Raw genomic sequence first — 15,791 nt, 5'->3', positions numbered from 1 at the left:
TCTTTCTTTCAATTATCAAGAGCAGGTTCGCTGTTTGTTTATTCCATATTCAATTTTTTTTGAACTATTCAACTTTTTTATATTGACACTTACTCCTGAAGTTAGCATATAATGTTTAGTGCATAATCACAAAACTATTACATGAAAATGATGGAAAAAGAACGCATATTCGAAAATCTCAGACAGGTGGGGAACGCTATCTGCGCACTTTTCGGACCTAACTGTGAAACCTGTATCCACGACCTGACTGATCTGCAGCGGTCCCTCGTCTACATTAATGGCACAGTGACAGGCAGAAAAATTGGGGCACCGGCCACAGATCTGCTGGTAAAACTGCTCCAGCAACCGGAATCCAAAAACCCTCACAGGCATAACTACAAAACAACGACCCGGGACGGCAAATGCCTGAAGTCCACAACCTCGATTATCTGCGACAGCAAAGGAAAACCTGTGGCTGCATTCTGTATTAACTTTGATACCACCGATTTCTTCAATGCTGCACAAGCCCTGCAACCATTAATTTTCAACAGGGAAAACGACAACGGACCCGGCCAGGAAACATTTGCCCACTCTGCCTCCGAGACCGTCGAGGCAATCTTTGACCAGGCAATCACGGAAATAGGTAGACAACCGGTAACGATGACCGTGGAGGAGAAAACACACCTTTTTGAAATCCTGGAAAACAATGGGACATTTCAGTTCAAGGGGGCCGTCGAACAAATCGCCGAACTGATGGGCATAACTAAATATACAGTCTATAATTACCTGAAAAAAATCAGAAACAACACACCAAAGGAGTAACACATGTCAAAAAAAATCATTGCAACCGACCAGGCCCCCTCAGCCATTGGCCCCTATTCCCAGGCAATTGCCACGAACAACCTGCTCTTCATCTCCGGTCAGCTTCCCATCAACCCTGCTGACGGCAGACTGATTGATGGAAACATTGCGGAAAAAACCCGGCAGATTCTGGAAAATATCAGAGCAATTGCCAGCGAGGCTGGAGCAAACCTGGAAAATATCGTAAAAACCACCATATTCCTCACCGACCTTGCCGATTTTCAGGCAGTCAACGAAGCATATGGTGAATTTTTTTCTGAAGCGCCCCCCGCCCGTTCCACAGTACAGGTAGCCGCTCTGCCGTTGGGATCAGACATTGAAATCGAGTCAGTTCTGGCCCTTTAAACCAACTGAACTGGACCTGATGGCTCAAAATGGCTCCGCCGTTTATGCCCTTTGGGTATATCCTGATAAACTGATGACATAAAAAACGGTCCAAAATCACCCGAAAAAAAATGAATTTTACCGTAAAAGATATTCTTGAAATGGAAGTCACCCTGGCCCTAGGATGCACTGAACCTGTTGCCATTGCGTTGGGTGCGGCTGCGGCAGTCTCAGTCCTGCCTGAGAAAACTGCTATTGACGCCATTGAAATAACAATTGATCCGAATATTTATAAAAATGGAATGGCGGTAACTATTCCAGGAAGTGACAATATGCAGGGCCTTGACACAGCTGCTGCCCTGGGAGCATTCGGGGGTAATCCCGTCAGGGGGCTGGAAGTTCTGGCCAACCTGGATGACGAAGCCATATCCAGGGCCCGACAGCTGCTCAATGAGGACAAGGTGACGGTAACTCTCCGGGAAGAGCCGGGACTCTATGTCCACACTACAATAACCGCCGGTGAAAACATGGCGGAATCCCTTATTATTGATCTGCATAACAATATCGCTTCCCTTAAATTCAATGGTACTGAAATAAAAGATTCTCCCCTCCTTTCCACCTCCACAAAGAAAGGTACAAAACACCCTCTGGTGGAGCTGGAAAACTGGCTGAGGGAATTAACCCTCGAAGATATTCTTGAACTGACAGCAGACCTGGACGACGACGACCTCAATTTTCTTGAAGAAGGGGTAAGGCACAATCTTGCCCTGGCAGAACATGGTCTGAAATACGGTACAGGACTTGGTATCGGCAAAGCTATTGACCGTCTGGTCAAACAGAAACTCCTGGTCAAAGACATGTCCACCTCAGCCAGACGCCTCACCTCGGCGGCGGCTGACGCCCGCATGGGAGGAGTAAACCTGCCGGCCATGAGTTCGGCCGGCAGTGGGAACCATGGCCTGACAGCAATTCTACCCATCTGGGCCGTAAAAGATTTTATTGACCACGACCGGGAAACCATTCTCCGGGCCATAGGCCTCAGCCATATTATTACAGCTTATGTCAAAGCCCACACTGGAAGATTGTCTGCAGTCTGTGGGTGTTCCGTCGCCGCAGGAGCCGGAGCAACGGCAGGAATCACCTATCTGGTCGGTGGAGATGTGCACCATATGGAGGGAGCCATAAAAAATATTCTCGAGGATCTGGCCGGAGTTATCTGCGACGGCGCCAAGGCGGGCTGTGCCATCAAGCTCAATACCGCAGCAGGTGCTGCCGTACAGGCTGCACTCTTCTCTCTCCAAGGTGTCAATGTCAAGGACACGGACGGGATTATCGGGGACTCCACCCGTAAAACCATCCAGAACATGGGTGAGCTCAGCCATGACGGTATGATCCAGACTGATAAAACCATCCTGAAAATCATGCTGGAAAAACAGATGACCAGAGAAAAAAGAAAGAAAAACTGAAAGGTCATTGGGAAATTATCCCTGGTGTACCATCTTTTTCGTGGGAACAAGCTCCCCGTCTCCGGTAATCTCAAGGTAGCCAAGCCGGAGCAGGAGAAGTGTTCCCGGGAAAATATCCTCCCCAAACGGTTTTCGGATTTTCCATTTTGCACTGAAAAGACTCTCGGGCAGAAGCGTTGAATCACTCTCACACTCCAGAATCATCGGATAAAAACTGCGCTGTTCAAGACGTTGTATAATAGCCTGTTCCACCTCACTTCGCTTCTGTGCTGTCTGCAGCAGCCAGTCCGGCAATTTCTCCGGCAGATTTCGGAAATGAAGATAACTGCTTAACAGGATATCATTTCTGCCACCCCAGCCGACAGCATTGCGAAGATCTTCAATCTTGTCTGGATTATACAGAAAACCGGAATCATTGCTGACAAGATAAGGGTAATGGGGAGCAAACAGATATTCCCTGCTCTCGTCGGACATGGGCAGACCAAGGTGGTGGTTGATAACTTCAAGCGTCTCTTCCCACGACTTCCTGATTTCACTGGAACTGTTCTGCCCGTTAAGACTGAGAGTCAAAAGGGACATATCCTGCCGGGTCACTTTCCTGCTTGACTGGATTACCTTGACTTTAAGCAGATCCTTCAACGTTTTTATATCTTTTATCTTCCTGAACTTGACCCTTTTCCCCAGTCCTTTTTCTGACTGAAAATATGCCAGTAAAGAAAAAGACTCCCGAACCCGCCTGTCCTGATAATATTTGCCCGCAAAACCGCTAAAACCATTCTTTTTTTCACTACGGGACGTCCTGTCCTTTTGGAACGCTGCAAAAATACCTGTTCTGCCGATCTCGGTGTGCAGCTTTTGAAGATACCACAGCCCATTGTCTGATCTGTTTGTAAATTCAGATGCAGGAAGCCCGGAAATTCCTGTCATGGCAGGGCCATCCAACTCCAGCAGTAACCTTGCAATAAGATTCCCGTTACCGACAATACGTTGTAACCGGGCCAGTTTTTCGCTGTAGCTTTTTTCCTGTATATTTTTCGTTTCCAACGAAAGCCGAACAACGGTTTGCAATTGGTCATCAATTGTCCGTTGCAACAGCTCTGCAAGAGCTTCACGGGAAAAAAGTCCGGACACAAGGGTCACCATACTGTTTCCCAGGGGATTGTGGCCTCCAAAAGTAATGAAATGTTCCAGAAAATTCGAGTCTGCCGGCATGAAAGTGCCGGCCTCGGCCAGCATGGCAAGAATGTATACCTTGCTTACAAGCAATCCATAATCACCGCCACCGGGGCCATCCCCTGAAGCCCGGCGAAAATCTCCTGCCAGACTCCCTTCCAGTTCTGTCCTGATGCTTTGCAGGAGTTCGCGGTCATGGAAAAAGGAAGCACTGCGAACCAGACCGGCAAGCTCCAGCAGGACGGCAACATCTTCATCGCGCCGATCTCCTGGAAACTGCGGTATTCTTGAGAATATTTTCTTTGACCATAACCGGCTGACACGAACCGCATCTTCTTCCCGCAGACCGAAAGCCATCAGCGTCAGAAGAGCCTCAAAGTCAAACTGCTTCCCCGTAACCAGTGCGGAAGCAAGGGCAGCGGAAAGCTCTGTTGTATCTTTACCGATAGAAAGAGCCCTGCCCCTGATTGCAGCCAGGCGCAGATTCTCTTTTTCTGATCCTTCCAACCTGATGAAAACTTCTTCCAGTTCCTTGTCTGCAACGGATGAAGTTCCGGACAGAAAGAGTGTGACGACTGTTTCCACAAAATTATTGGCCCGTGGAAAAGAAAGTGCCAGATCCTTTCTCATGCCATATGCCAGAACCATATCCATAAACTGTCGGCCATCAAAAAAATCAAAGCTGTCCCTGAGCAATTCTGGAGCTATGCCCGTTCGACCCTTTTCTCTCACCGTTTCCAAAACACTTGCCACTTCACGCGAACTCCGACCCGAAACTCTGGTACCAGCAAAAGTCGCATCCTCTATTTCGGCCCTGCCGGTAAAAAGTGTCCCCAGCTCTCTTTTCAGGGAGTCCTGCGGCAGGTTGCCGGAAAATGCCACAGGACTTCTCCCCACAACGCGATCATAGAGCATCCTCCGAAACGATATTCGTTGCGAAGCTGCCGTTTCTCCGAGGATTCTCAGTATATTCGCCGTATCATCCTCTGTCGTCACCATGAGACAATCATCAAGAATTGCCTTTGGCAAATTTTCCCAGTTCTCCATGTCTTTCACGGCAGGGAGAAAAAAGAAACCAGGTTTTTCAGGGGAGCTGAAAAGATAGGAAACCAGATCTCCGGAAAGAAATGCTCCCCGCCCGCACTGCCGCGCTCCCTTTCCAAAATAGTTTTCGTCTGCTCCTTTTTTCCTGGTCTCGCCGGTTAGGGCACCCAGAAACAGTCTGTGACTCTCCACCTGCTCTGCAGGCAATGCTGACCCGGAATCCAGAAGAATATATCCAGAATTGTTCCACTTTTTCTGTAAAAGAGTTGTGGCAAAATCATCATAACTGACCAGAAACCGCGGTTTCTTCCACTGGGGCATCACCTGGTTGTCCCAATATTGCAGTGATGCCAGGTAATGGCCGATCAGGTTCTTTCTCAATTTCTTATCTACTGCCACAAAATTACTGAAAATATTACTGGAGTTGCTGTGAAGCGGGTCAATACCCGGATCACAGGTACTCAACCTGCTTTTCACAAATTCATTTTCTATTTTTCTCCTTCTGATATTCTCAATGTCATACAGTCCGCCAAGAAGGGTAGAGGAAACAGTGTAACTCATTTTCAGAGGATGATTACTGGTCCCGACGATTTTCTGAAAACGGCCAGTTTCACTGCTGTTTTTTTCATTTTGAATCCAGCGACGTGAGTCGGCCAGCTCAGAAAGAGCGGGATAGAAACGAAAAACAAAATCCTCCAGTGGAAACACATCTCCAGCCTTCCAGGACCTTATGGAATCTGCCGCTACCCGGGTGGTTTCAAGCACGATTCCATTGCTGTTCTCCATAATTTTTCCGGCAACCTTGCCCGGTGCTATATAAACCTGCATATGACCTATGACATCCCCACTGGTGGTCCGCAACAACCCCCTGTTTGAACCGATTTCCAGTTGAGGATACAGATCGTCCAGGTAGGCAAGAACTTCCTTGGTTCCCCCCTCACAGTCATTAAGATTATGATACAACCCGTCAAGCAACAGCCCACTGCCATTACCGGGATAATATTTGTTCTCTGCGTAGGCCTGCAGAATTGTAATCAGGGAATAAATGTCCGGCTGCTTTGACAGTCGTTTCCGCATTTTCAGGAGTCGCTTTTCATAACGAACCAGTGCATCTTTCAGTGTAAAGGCCGGTGCCATTCCCTTTTCAATCAACGCTCTGCTGAGATAGTAATATTCCGCCGAAATAATGAAGGTGGAAAATCTCATATTCAGGTCAGCATCCTTGAGATCCTCCCTGAGGCCGTCCACAAAAAGTTTTTCCCTCTCCTGCAACTCTTCCCTGGAATAAGGTGCCGGTACGGAATCATTGAAAATATCACCCGTCAGCGCAGATGTTCTGGAATCCCTGATTTCCTCCCATACTTCAGTTGGTGGTTTCTCCGGAATGGTGTCATGGGAAAAAACGGGAGCCATAAGCTGTTCAGGCGGACTGATTCTCCCGAGAAAATGGACATTTTTCTCCCGTGAAAAAAGAGGGCTGAGTGGAGCGGAAGGGACAGAGACGACTTTCTGTATATTTCTCGAGACTGCCCTGCCACCACCCGCAAAACTGAAAGGAACAGATGTCTTTACAACTTTATTAACCGAGGTATCTCTTTTATTTCCCGATATTTTTAATTCAGGATCATGGCCTGAATTCCTGGTAACTAATTGATTTTTACGAATATGTTGGCCTGAAAACTTTTTCTGGAGCAGCAGGGAATCTCCCCCGAATAAAGAGCGACCAGCGTAGCCAGAGCATGGAGGATGATCGCGAAGAAGAATGAGAGAAATAATTCCTTAAACTGAAAAGATTTATCCACAACAACCCGGGTAAAAGAGTATTATTTGTTCCAACTCATAAAACCGTTACGGCGTCAGAATTCCTTACCTCCCTGAAAGATAATCATCGCCAGCGGCTTTGAGAATATTTCTCAAACAAAACCACCCATCAGTTTCGCCATTTCATCTTCACTCAGTCCATCCGGTTCAAAGCCGGCAGACAGGCATCGCAGGTAAATTGAAGCCCCCTTATTGGCCACATCTATACAATCAAATGCTTCATAAATATCCCTGCCTGTGGCAACAGCTCCATGTTTGCTCCAGAGAGCGACATCCCTGCTGCACAGAGCTGTCGCGGTCTGTGCTGCCAGCTCATCTGAACCAGGCAGGTAAAATGGGACAAGGGCCAGACCCCGGGGAATAAAAAGACGAACCTCCGGTAACATCGACCAGCAGGCACGATTCAATTTCTGCTCATCATGACCCAAAACAGGGTGATGACTCATGGCAATCAATTCCAGGGGATGGACATGAAGAACCGCCCGGTGTCCATCTTTAAGCCTCTTTTTTTCCAGATGAATCAAAAGATGAGGGATGAATTCGCTGCTGGGCTGAAAACTGTTTTTTCCTCCTCCCCAGAGAAGATGGCATCCCTTCTCCTCTTCATCGATCCTCAGAACACAGCCAATCTCTTCAATATGGTTCATTAGATCCCGCAATCGCGCGCCACCAGCCGTTATAAAAACAACCATACCGGCAGTACCGGCAGGAACCTGTCTTTCAATATATTGAAAACCATCCAGGGAATCCGGCAACCCGGTAATCATTTCCGTGAGGTTGAAAGAAATATTGCCCCCGTTTCGCTCGATCCACTGCCGCTCCCAAAGATAAGAAGCCACCATTGATATCTTCTCAAGTTCAGCCAGCACTGCCCCAGGTAAGTCTATTTTCTTCTCTGCCATCACCACTCCTGCCTATTCAGGCACATTTTTTGCTTAATATTTTTTTGTTGAACTGTTTATCGTCCAGTATTGTTACCATAGTTTATCTGAAAATCCCCCACACAGAAGGTATTTTGCTGTAGCAGGGTTTTCATTTGCTTTTGTGGCTGAACCATCTGGTTCGACCATGCCTTTATCCATTGGAACTGAATTGCAAAAAAAGTGAAAATGAAAAGATACATGCTGCCCACACTCCTCTTGCCACTGCTTCTCCTGTGCTGTGTACAGTGGAGCCATGGTGGAAGCAAAAAAAATATCCTCTATCTTAATTCCTACCACCACGGTTACCGCTGGTCAGACAAAATACTTGAAGGTATCCGATCAGTGTTAAGGGAAAGTGACAGTCACATCGGTCTGCAGATAGAATACATGGATACTAAAAAATACAACTACACCCATATAAAAAACAGCCTTTTCACCCTATACAGGGAAAAGTTCCGTGGGGAAAATTTTGACCTCATTCTGGTATCCGATAATAACGGCTTTAATTTTGTTTCACAGTACCATGAAACACTTTTCCGTAAAAAACCCATCGTGTTTTGTGGAATAAATAATTTTGAAGCCATCAATAATTCTCCGGAAAACATCACCGGAGTCATTGAAAACTTCGACCTTGTCAGCACCCTTGATCTTATCCGCAGCCTCCACCCGAGAGAAAAAAAATGGTCGTCATTGGCGATGAATCCGCCACAGGCAGGGGGATCCGCAGACAGATGGAAAAAATACTCTCCACCTATTCATTCCCTTTCCAGGTAGAATTCTGGGTCAAACTCACCCTGGAAGAGACCCAGAAAAGAGTTGAAAATCTGGGCGATGACACGTTTCTCTTTTTCTTTCCCTGGTACCAGACAATCAAAGGAAAATTTTATACGGCGGAAGAGGTAATGGAGGCAATCTATTCCCATTCTCCTGTTCCCATTTATACCACTTGGGAGTTTCTCCTGGGCCATGGTGCCGTCGGCGGCAGAATGCTCTCCGGCAGGCAGCATGGTAGAACCGCCGCTGAAATGGCACTTCGCATCCTTAACGGGGAAAAACCGCAGAACATCCCTGTTCAGACAGAAGCCACCGGCAGATATGAGTTTGATTATCGTGTCATGCAACGACTGAATATCAGACATGATCTGCTGCCTGAGGATTCACTGATCATCAACTCACCCAAGGCCTTCTACGAGCTGCCCAAGGAACTTTTCTGGACAATCATGACCAGTCTCCTGCTTCTCCTCATCGTCCTTGTCTTTCTTGTGACGGCAATGATCGGCCGAAGGCGGGTGGAGCGGAAAATAACGGAACAGCTCTCTTTCCAGGAAACACTCATGGATACCATCCCTCTCCTGGTCTCCTGGAAAAACAGAGAAAGGAAATATCTCGGGGCCAATCGAACATTTATTGATTTTTTCAATATCGAAACCCCGGATGACGTTGTTTCCAGAAAAACTGAAGATGTGGTCTTTGACCGGGAATATGTACGCTGGTCAGTCAATGCCGATGATGATGTGGCACGGGGAAAAACAATCATCAGAAAACGCCGCAAAAAACTGCAAAATCGCGACGGATCCACCGGATGGCTGGAAGTCAACAAAGTTCCCCTGAGGGACAGGAACGGCAGGATAGTCGGTATACTGACCACGGCTGAAAATGTTACCAAAGAACAGAATCTGGAAAAGCAGCTCCTCCAGTCCCAGAAAATGGAAGCACTGGGAACTCTTGCCGGAGGAATCGCTCATGATTTCAATAATATACTTACATCAATCATTAATTCCACAGAACTGGCCCTGGGGATCTTGATCCGAAGAGTATGACAGCGGAAGACCTGACCCGTGTCCTGAAGGCGGCCAGAAGAGGTAGTGGTGTCGTCAAACGTATTCTCTCCTTCAGTCGGCCGTCAAAGGAGGGCTTTCGGCCCACCGACCTTTCCGAAGTGGTTCACGAAGTGATCAGCCTGATGAATGGTTCCCTGCCATCCACTATCAGAATCAGTTCCAGAATTCATTCTGGTGGCAGTCTTGTGGAGGCGGATCCCACCCAGATCCACCAGGTTCTCATGAACCTGTGCACCAACAGTTACCACGCTCTTCGGGAAAACAGCGGGCTGATAAATGTGCAACTGGATGAGCTGAACGTGGAAAAAGAACTTGCCGCAACCATGAATATCTCCCCGGGTAACTACATCCGTATCAGGGTGGCAGACGACGGCCCGGGCATCCCGGCGGGAATCATTGATAATATTTTTGATCCCTTTTTCTCAACAAAAGATATCTCCGAAGGGACAGGTCTGGGACTGGCCGTGGTCCACGGGATTGTCAAGGGCCACCGGGGAGGGCTGCAGGTCAGCAGTGAACCGGGCCAAGGTACTGTTTTCTCCATTTACCTGCCCGTCACCAATGAAACAAGGTATCAACATACCGGTTTTACACCGGTCGTGGCAGTTGAGTCTCTTTCCATTCTTTTTGTGGAGGATGACAGGGATCAGCTTGACTCCATTCCCCGTATTTTAGAGGAAATGGGCCACAGCGTCACTGCCACCGATGACCCCGGGCAGGGACTGGCGATGATCAAATCCTCCCGGAACCGGTTTGACCTTGTAATAACTGATTTTGATATGCCAGTCATGAACGGTGTGGAAATGGCACTGAAACTCGGTGCAATACCGGTCATTCTTGTTTCCGGCAGGCAGGATGCCCTGGAGATGGCGACAAAGAGCAGGAATATTGTTACAGTATTGATTAAGCCCTACGACAGGAATGATCTGCAGTCGGCACTTGGCAGGGTAGCAAAAAAGGAGTGAACACCCCATGAAAAACAATGGTCATATGCTGATCATCGATGATGATATTGAGGCCTGTGAAACCATGAAAAGCCTGATCTCCCGGATGGGTCACAGCTGTGACATGGCCCATACCCTCACATCCGGTCTCAGGATGGCCACGGAAGCAGAATACGATGTGATTTTTCTTGATGTGCACCTTCCGGACGGAAACGGCCTTGAAATCCTACCGAATCTCATGGCGCAACCGGAACATCCTGAAGTCATTATCCTGACCGGCAAAGGGGATCCGAGCGGAGCCGAACTTGCCATCAAGGGCGGTGTCTGGGATTATCTGCTCAAGCCCTCTTCCGTCAAGGAAATCACTCTCACCCTTAACCGTGCCCTGAAATATCGACAGGAAAAAACCAGGAAGATTGGGGAAGAAATTATTCCTCTGAATCATGTCATTGGAACCAGCCAGGGGATCAGAGCCAGCCTGCGGTTGACGGCAAAGGCGGCACGGGCAGATACCAATGTCCTTATCACCGGAGAAACCGGGACAGGCAAGGAACTTTTCGCACGAACGATCCACAACAACAGCAAACGGGCCGATAGACGATTCGTCATTGTCGACTGTGCATCTCTGACTGAGACTCTTGTTGAATCAACTCTTTTTGGCCATAAAAAAGGTGCTTTTACAGGTGCCCTGGCCGACCACCAGGGACTCTTCAAGCTCGCCGACGGCGGGACCCTGTTTCTGGATGAAATAGGTGAAATGCCACTCTCTATCCAGAAAGCCTTCCTGCGGGTTCTTCAGGAAAAACATTTCCGACCGGTGGGTGCCACAAGAGAAGAGACCAGTGATTTCCGACTGATTGCCGCCACCAACAGGGATCTCGATGTCATGGTTGCAGAAAAACGGTTCCGCAGTGATTTGCTCTTTCGCATAAAAACCATGCATATCAGGCTGCCTCCCCTGAGAAGCCGCAAGGAAGATATCCTGCCTCTTATTAACAGCAGAATGGAGTACCTCTGCAATACATTCGGCTTTACAGAAAAAAAACTGGCGGAAGATTTCCTCACCACTCTCAACGGCTACACCTGGCCGGGAAATGTACGGGAACTGTTCAACATCCTGGAGCGGGCCATGGTCGATGCAGGTGAAGAAGAAACCCTCTACAGTGTACATCTGGCCCGTGACCTTCGAATAAGGGTGGCAAAATCCCAGATAAAAAACATAACCGGGTCAGAGGCGGTTCTGCCTGCGAATGAACCTGCCGGAGAAAATGTCCGAAAAATAGGACAGATTATTTTTGAAGATATTGTCGACAGCACCCTGCCTCCTCTCAAAGAATTCAAATCTGCAGTAGAACGGATTTATCTCAGTGAACTCATACGGCAGTGCAATGGAGAACTCAGTAAAATTCTGGGCATTTCCGGGCTTTCACGTTCTCACCTTTATGCTCTTCTGAAAAAAAACAACCTCAGACTTTAACCAGTGTTTCTCATGGAAATTCTCAAAAATCGGACTGGTCAATCCGATTTTTCAGACAAAACCATCTCCCCACCTTTGTTATTCCAACGGAATCCAACCAACACCTCAGCTATCAACTTGAAATAACATCATATATCAAATCTGCTCTCCTCTGGCACACATAGTGCTTTACCTGTGGCAGAAACAACGGGTGGCCACATCCCACCTAATCCATGATTTCCAAGGAGGAGATACAATGAAAAGATTTCTGGCCATTGCAGTGTGTGTAATCATGACCATCGGAGCAGCCGCAGGATCTGCCGATGCAGCAAAACGTGAAAAATTCGGTACGGACTCCCGGCATAAATCGGCAAAGAGGGTCAAATTCAAGCCATCGACCAAAAAAATCAGATGGAAAATGGTCATGCCGTGGTCCAAGGGACTGCTCTTCTATGATGTTGCTGTCCATTTCGCCGACAGCGTTCGCCTGGCTTCTGCCGGTCGTCTTGATATCAAACCCTTTTCCGCGGGAGAACTGGTACCTGCAATGCAGACCTTCGACGCCGTTTCCAAGGGCTCCGCCCAGGTCGGTCACGACTGGCCAGGATACTGGAAAGGCAAGAATGAAGCCTTTGTCGCCTTCGGTTCCGTACCTTTTGGTCTCGATGCGGAAGGATATAATATCTGGCTCTATGAAAAAGGTGGTCTGGAACAGATGCAGGCTCTTTATGGCCAATTTGGTCTCTATGCGCTGCCGGGTGGTCAGTTCGGTCAGGAAATGGGGCTTTTCTCAAACAAACGCGCCACCAAGATGGAGGATTTCAAGGGAATGCGTATGAGGACTGTGGGCTGGTTCATGGATATCATGAACAACCTTGGTGCCTCGGTCAGCCCGTTACCAGGCGGTGAAGTGTACCTTGCCCTGGAAAGAGGTGTTATCGATGCCGCGGAATTCTCTTCTCCGGCCATCAACTATCCCATGGGGTTTGATGAAATAACCAAGTATGCCATCCAACCCGGTGTGCACCAGCCTGCCATCCAGTGCGGCCTCATGTTTAACCAAAAAGCCTGGGGCGAACTGCCCCAGGATCTCAAAGAAATTGTCAAACTTGCGGCTGCTGAAACTCAGGCGTGGAGTTATAACTGGATCAACGCCCTGAACGCTGAAGCGATCAACCGTTTCAAGGAAAAAATTGAAATTGTCAAAATGGACAGAGACACTCTTGTTGAGTTCAGAAAAACCACCAAAAAATATCTGGATGACGTCAAAAGCAAACATCCCGATGTAAAAAAAGCTCTGGACAGCCAGGAGCAATTTATCAAAGAGTACTCAGTCTGGCGAAATGCCCGCAGCGGTGCCACCCCCTGGCCATATGAAACATATATTTCAGGCCAAATCACTGAATAACAACCTCGAAGCCGCTCCTTCCATCTGAACACGGAAAGGAGCGGTATAAAACCCAAGTCAAGGAACCAAGATGTTATCCAAAATTGCTCAAACCATCGATACCTTCATAACCAGGCAGGGTGAGCTGACTTCACTGCTCATTATTCCCCTGCTCGGTGTGGTGATATACGAGGTATTCATGCGTTACGGATTTAATTCGCCGACCATCTGGGGATTTGAAGCCACCGCCTTCATTTACGGCATGCACTACATGTTCGGTATTTCCTACACTGAAGTTAAAAAAGGCCATGTCCAGGTAGATATTTTCACATCCCTTGCTCCCAGAAAAATACGGGCATTTCTAAGTGTAATGACCACACTGGTCTTTTTCATGCCGGTCATGACCTGCATGACTATCTGGTCTGGTAAATTTGCCCTTACATCAGTTGCGGAACACGAACTGAATTCAACAAGCTGGGCACCACCCGTTTATCCCTTCAAGGTAATAATGGCGATCTGCTTTCTGTTTCTCCTCCTGCAGGGAATTTCAAACCTAATCCATGATCTGCAGATCCTGTTCGGAAAAGAAGAGAGGTAAAAATGAGTCCTGAACTATTAACCGTGGCCATGTTCGCCACCCTGATCGGTGCAATTACCCTCGGCCATCCCCTGGCCTATACCCTGGCGGCGGTCGCCACCCTTTTCGGCCTGATAGACAACGGCTGGGATGTTGCCGCTCTCTTTAACATGTTTGCCAATAATACCTGGGGTCTGATGAACAATTATGTTCTCGTCGCCATTCCTCTTTTTATTCTTATGGCCCAGCTCCTTGACCGTTCCAAAGTGGCCGATAAATTGTTTGAAACACTGTTTGTTGTCCTAGGTGGATTGAAAGGTGGTCTGGGGCTGGCAGTGGTTGTTGTCTGTACCGTTTTTGCCGCCACTACTGGTATCATCGGTGCGTCCGTTGTGGCAATGGGTCTGCTCGCCACTCCGGCCCTGATGAAAAGAGGATACCAGAAAGAGCTGTCCGCAGGCATTATCTGTGCGGCAGGTACACTTGGAATACTCATCCCCCCCTCTATCATGATGGTGGTCTACGGCGGGTTGACGGGCCTGAAAGAAACTTCGGTGGGAAATCTCTTCGCTGGTTCCATTTTCCCCGGACTTCTCCTGGCAGGCCTCTATTTCCTTTATATCTTCGTCCGCTGCACCATCAACCCCACTCTCGGCCCCCCAATCACCCGGGAGGAAGCCTCAAAATGGAGCACAAGTCAAAAATTCCTGCTGACCCTGAAATCACTCCTTCCCCCCATGGCCCTTATTCTCGCAGTTATGGGGACCATTCTGGCCGGTGTCGCAACACCCACTGAAGCCGCAGCACTCGGGGCCCTTGGGGCAATGATTCTTGCCATTTTCAGTGGTAATTTCAGCTGGCAGGTAATGAAGGAATCGGCCCATGCCACCATGAATACCACGGCAATGGTAATGATGCTTTTTATCGGTGGTAAATTCTTCAGTACCGTTTTTCTCTCCATGGGAGGCGGTGATGTGGTGGCCGATGTTCTTGTAGGCTCCGGCCTGAATCGCTGGATGGTCCTTCTCATCATGATGAGTATCGTTTTTATCATGGGGATGTTCATCGACTGGGCGGCTATCCTTCTTGTTACGGTACCTATTTTCATGCCAATTGCCATGGAGCTGGATTTCAACCCGCTCTGGTTTTCCATCCTGCTCTGTGTTAACCTGCAGACCTCTTTTCTGACCCCCCCTTTGGTTATGCTCTTTTTTATTTCAAAGGGGTCGCGCCGGAAGGTTACACCATGGGACATATCTACAGGGGAATCATTCCCTTTGTCCTGCTGCAGATACTCGGATTGCTGATCATTGCCGTTTTCCCGTCCATCGTTACCTTTCTGCCCACGCTCTTTTTCGGTGGATAACATTGAAACGGTGTACCTTTAATTTCTGATCTCCAGAGAAACAGACCATGCTGAACCAGGATACCCTAGAAACATTCATTACCGCCAGCCGAAAAATCGGTGCCAGTACCCGCCAGTTTGCCGGCATCAGGGAAGCTGTTGCCTATATCGGATCAAAGACAGACGGCACCACCCTCGTGCCATCAACCGCACTTGCCGCAGAGTTCAGACTCACTGAACTTCTTCATGAAGAGGGAGTCGATGTCTTTCGGGAGGATTTCCGTTACGCAGGTCAAATTCCCGCTGCAGGGGTTACCTTTTCGAACTTCGCCATGGCTGACACGGGCACGGTAGTGCTGGACAGTACCGATGAAAACATCCGACTGGCCACTACCCTGCCTGAAAAACATTTTATTTTTGTTGACCCTGCAACCATTCTACCGGATAATCTCACCGCGATTCAGCCAATGAACACTCTGCATTCGGGACATAAACCTGTTTTTATCGCCTATATCACCGGGCCAAGCAGGACCGCAGACATCGAGCGTGTACTGACCATCGGCTGCCATGGCCCAAGGGAACTGCACATCCTGATTGTCAACAACATTTCCGATGATTTGCTGAAAAATTGACGGAGGGAGGAATAAGGA

The 15,791-nt window shown here is 48.3% G+C and carries 12 protein-coding genes and 1 pseudogene; 11 read left to right on the top strand and 2 right to left on the bottom strand.

The features are described from left to right. The first annotated feature begins 147 nt into the window (after positions 1 to 147). The 3 genes from LO777_RS18140 to LO777_RS18130 all read left to right on the top strand — a co-directional run bounded on the left by LO777_RS18140 (position 148) and on the right by LO777_RS18130 (position 2,630). Positions 148 to 801, top strand: coding sequence for a helix-turn-helix transcriptional regulator (locus LO777_RS18140; RefSeq protein ID WP_228855235.1), 654 nt, complete (start codon positions 148 to 150; stop codon positions 799 to 801). Positions 802 to 804: 3 nt separating this feature from the next. Beyond that, positions 805 to 1,185 carry a RidA family protein gene (locus tag LO777_RS18135; RefSeq protein ID WP_228855234.1) on the top strand — a complete coding sequence of 127 codons (381 nt, stop codon included), beginning with the start codon at positions 805 to 807 and terminating at the stop codon, positions 1,183 to 1,185. Between the two features lie 110 nt (positions 1,186 to 1,295). Further along, positions 1,296 to 2,630: an L-cysteine desulfidase family protein gene (locus LO777_RS18130; protein WP_228855233.1), complete on the top strand. Its 1,335-nt coding sequence runs from the start codon at positions 1,296 to 1,298 to the stop codon at positions 2,628 to 2,630. Positions 2,631 to 2,645: 15 nt separating this feature from the next. Here the strand turns inward: LO777_RS18130 and LO777_RS18125 are convergent, their stop codons facing one another. Together LO777_RS18125 and rhaD are read right to left on the bottom strand one after the other, a co-directional pair. Beyond that, entirely contained in the window at positions 2,646 to 6,260 is a 3,615-nt protein-coding gene (locus LO777_RS18125; protein WP_228855232.1) for a hypothetical protein, read from the bottom strand. Between the two features lie 500 nt (positions 6,261 to 6,760). Beyond that, on the bottom strand, positions 6,761 to 7,570 hold the full coding sequence (gene rhaD, locus LO777_RS18120) for a rhamnulose-1-phosphate aldolase (protein ID WP_228855231.1): 810 nt from the start codon (positions 7,568 to 7,570) through the stop codon (positions 6,761 to 6,763). Positions 7,571 to 7,777: 207 nt separating this feature from the next. On the opposite strand from rhaD, the gene LO777_RS18115 reads away from it, so the two are divergent. The 8 genes and pseudogenes from LO777_RS18115 to LO777_RS18075 all read left to right on the top strand — a co-directional run bounded on the left by LO777_RS18115 (position 7,778) and on the right by LO777_RS18075 (position 15,773). Beyond that, positions 7,778 to 8,365 carry an ABC transporter substrate-binding protein gene (locus tag LO777_RS18115; RefSeq protein WP_228855230.1) on the top strand — a complete coding sequence of 196 codons (588 nt, stop codon included), beginning with the start codon at positions 7,778 to 7,780 and terminating at the stop codon, positions 8,363 to 8,365. Then, entirely contained in the window at positions 8,272 to 9,411 is a 1,140-nt protein-coding gene (locus LO777_RS18110; RefSeq protein ID WP_228855229.1) for a PAS domain-containing protein, read from the top strand. The genes LO777_RS18115 and LO777_RS18110 overlap by 94 nt, the downstream gene beginning before the upstream one ends. Continuing rightward, entirely contained in the window at positions 9,408 to 10,397 is a 990-nt protein-coding gene (locus LO777_RS18105; protein WP_228855228.1) for a hybrid sensor histidine kinase/response regulator, read from the top strand. Before LO777_RS18110 ends, LO777_RS18105 begins: the two co-directional genes overlap by 4 nt. 7 nt (positions 10,398 to 10,404) lie before the next feature. Beyond that, on the top strand, positions 10,405 to 11,853 hold the full coding sequence (locus tag LO777_RS18100) for a sigma-54-dependent transcriptional regulator (protein WP_228855227.1): 1,449 nt from the start codon (positions 10,405 to 10,407) through the stop codon (positions 11,851 to 11,853). 235 nt (positions 11,854 to 12,088) lie between these two features. Next, positions 12,089 to 13,240: a TRAP transporter substrate-binding protein gene (locus tag LO777_RS18095; protein WP_228855226.1), complete on the top strand. Its 1,152-nt coding sequence runs from the start codon at positions 12,089 to 12,091 to the stop codon at positions 13,238 to 13,240. Between the two features lie 70 nt (positions 13,241 to 13,310). Then, positions 13,311 to 13,817 (top strand): TRAP transporter small permease subunit, encoded by a 507-nt coding sequence (locus LO777_RS18090; protein ID WP_228855225.1) that lies wholly within the window; start codon positions 13,311 to 13,313, stop codon positions 13,815 to 13,817. A 2-nt stretch (positions 13,818 to 13,819) separates the two neighbouring features. Next, positions 13,820 to 15,162: pseudogene (locus LO777_RS18085) on the top strand (TRAP transporter large permease). A gap of 47 nt (positions 15,163 to 15,209) precedes the next feature. Beyond that, the gene (locus LO777_RS18075; RefSeq protein WP_228855223.1) at positions 15,210 to 15,773 is read left to right on the top strand and encodes a LutC/YkgG family protein; all 564 of its coding nucleotides are present in this window, start codon (positions 15,210 to 15,212) and stop codon (positions 15,771 to 15,773) included. Positions 15,774 to 15,791: the final 18 nt, after the last annotated feature.

This window comes from Desulfomarina profundi, from assembly GCF_019703855.1.
Taxonomy (GTDB): domain Bacteria; phylum Desulfobacterota; class Desulfobulbia; order Desulfobulbales; family Desulfocapsaceae; genus Desulfomarina; species Desulfomarina profundi.
Note: the sequence above shows the minus strand (reverse complement) of the source record. Positions and strands in the feature narration are given on the sequence as shown.

What these genes read in the sequence shown, in the direction of transcription:
- LO777_RS18140 (WP_228855235.1), top strand. Translation starts at nt 148, where the DNA reads ATGATGGAAAAAGAACGCATATTCGAAAATCTCAGACAGGTGGGGAAC.
- LO777_RS18135 (WP_228855234.1), top strand. Translation starts at nt 805, where the DNA reads ATGTCAAAAAAAATCATTGCAACCGACCAGGCCCCCTCAGCCATTGGC.
- LO777_RS18130 (WP_228855233.1), top strand. Translation starts at nt 1,296, where the DNA reads ATGAATTTTACCGTAAAAGATATTCTTGAAATGGAAGTCACCCTGGCC.
- LO777_RS18125 (WP_228855232.1), bottom strand. Translation starts at nt 6,260, where the DNA reads ATGGCTCCCGTTTTTTCCCATGACACCATTCCGGAGAAACCACCAACT.
- rhaD (WP_228855231.1), bottom strand. Translation starts at nt 7,570, where the DNA reads ATGGCAGAGAAGAAAATAGACTTACCTGGGGCAGTGCTGGCTGAACTT.
- LO777_RS18115 (WP_228855230.1), top strand. Translation starts at nt 7,778, where the DNA reads ATGAAAAGATACATGCTGCCCACACTCCTCTTGCCACTGCTTCTCCTG.
- LO777_RS18110 (WP_228855229.1), top strand. Translation starts at nt 8,272, where the DNA reads ATGGTCGTCATTGGCGATGAATCCGCCACAGGCAGGGGGATCCGCAGA.
- LO777_RS18105 (WP_228855228.1), top strand. Translation starts at nt 9,408, where the DNA reads ATGACAGCGGAAGACCTGACCCGTGTCCTGAAGGCGGCCAGAAGAGGT.
- LO777_RS18100 (WP_228855227.1), top strand. Translation starts at nt 10,405, where the DNA reads ATGAAAAACAATGGTCATATGCTGATCATCGATGATGATATTGAGGCC.
- LO777_RS18095 (WP_228855226.1), top strand. Translation starts at nt 12,089, where the DNA reads ATGAAAAGATTTCTGGCCATTGCAGTGTGTGTAATCATGACCATCGGA.
- LO777_RS18090 (WP_228855225.1), top strand. Translation starts at nt 13,311, where the DNA reads ATGTTATCCAAAATTGCTCAAACCATCGATACCTTCATAACCAGGCAG.
- LO777_RS18075 (WP_228855223.1), top strand. Translation starts at nt 15,210, where the DNA reads ATGCTGAACCAGGATACCCTAGAAACATTCATTACCGCCAGCCGAAAA.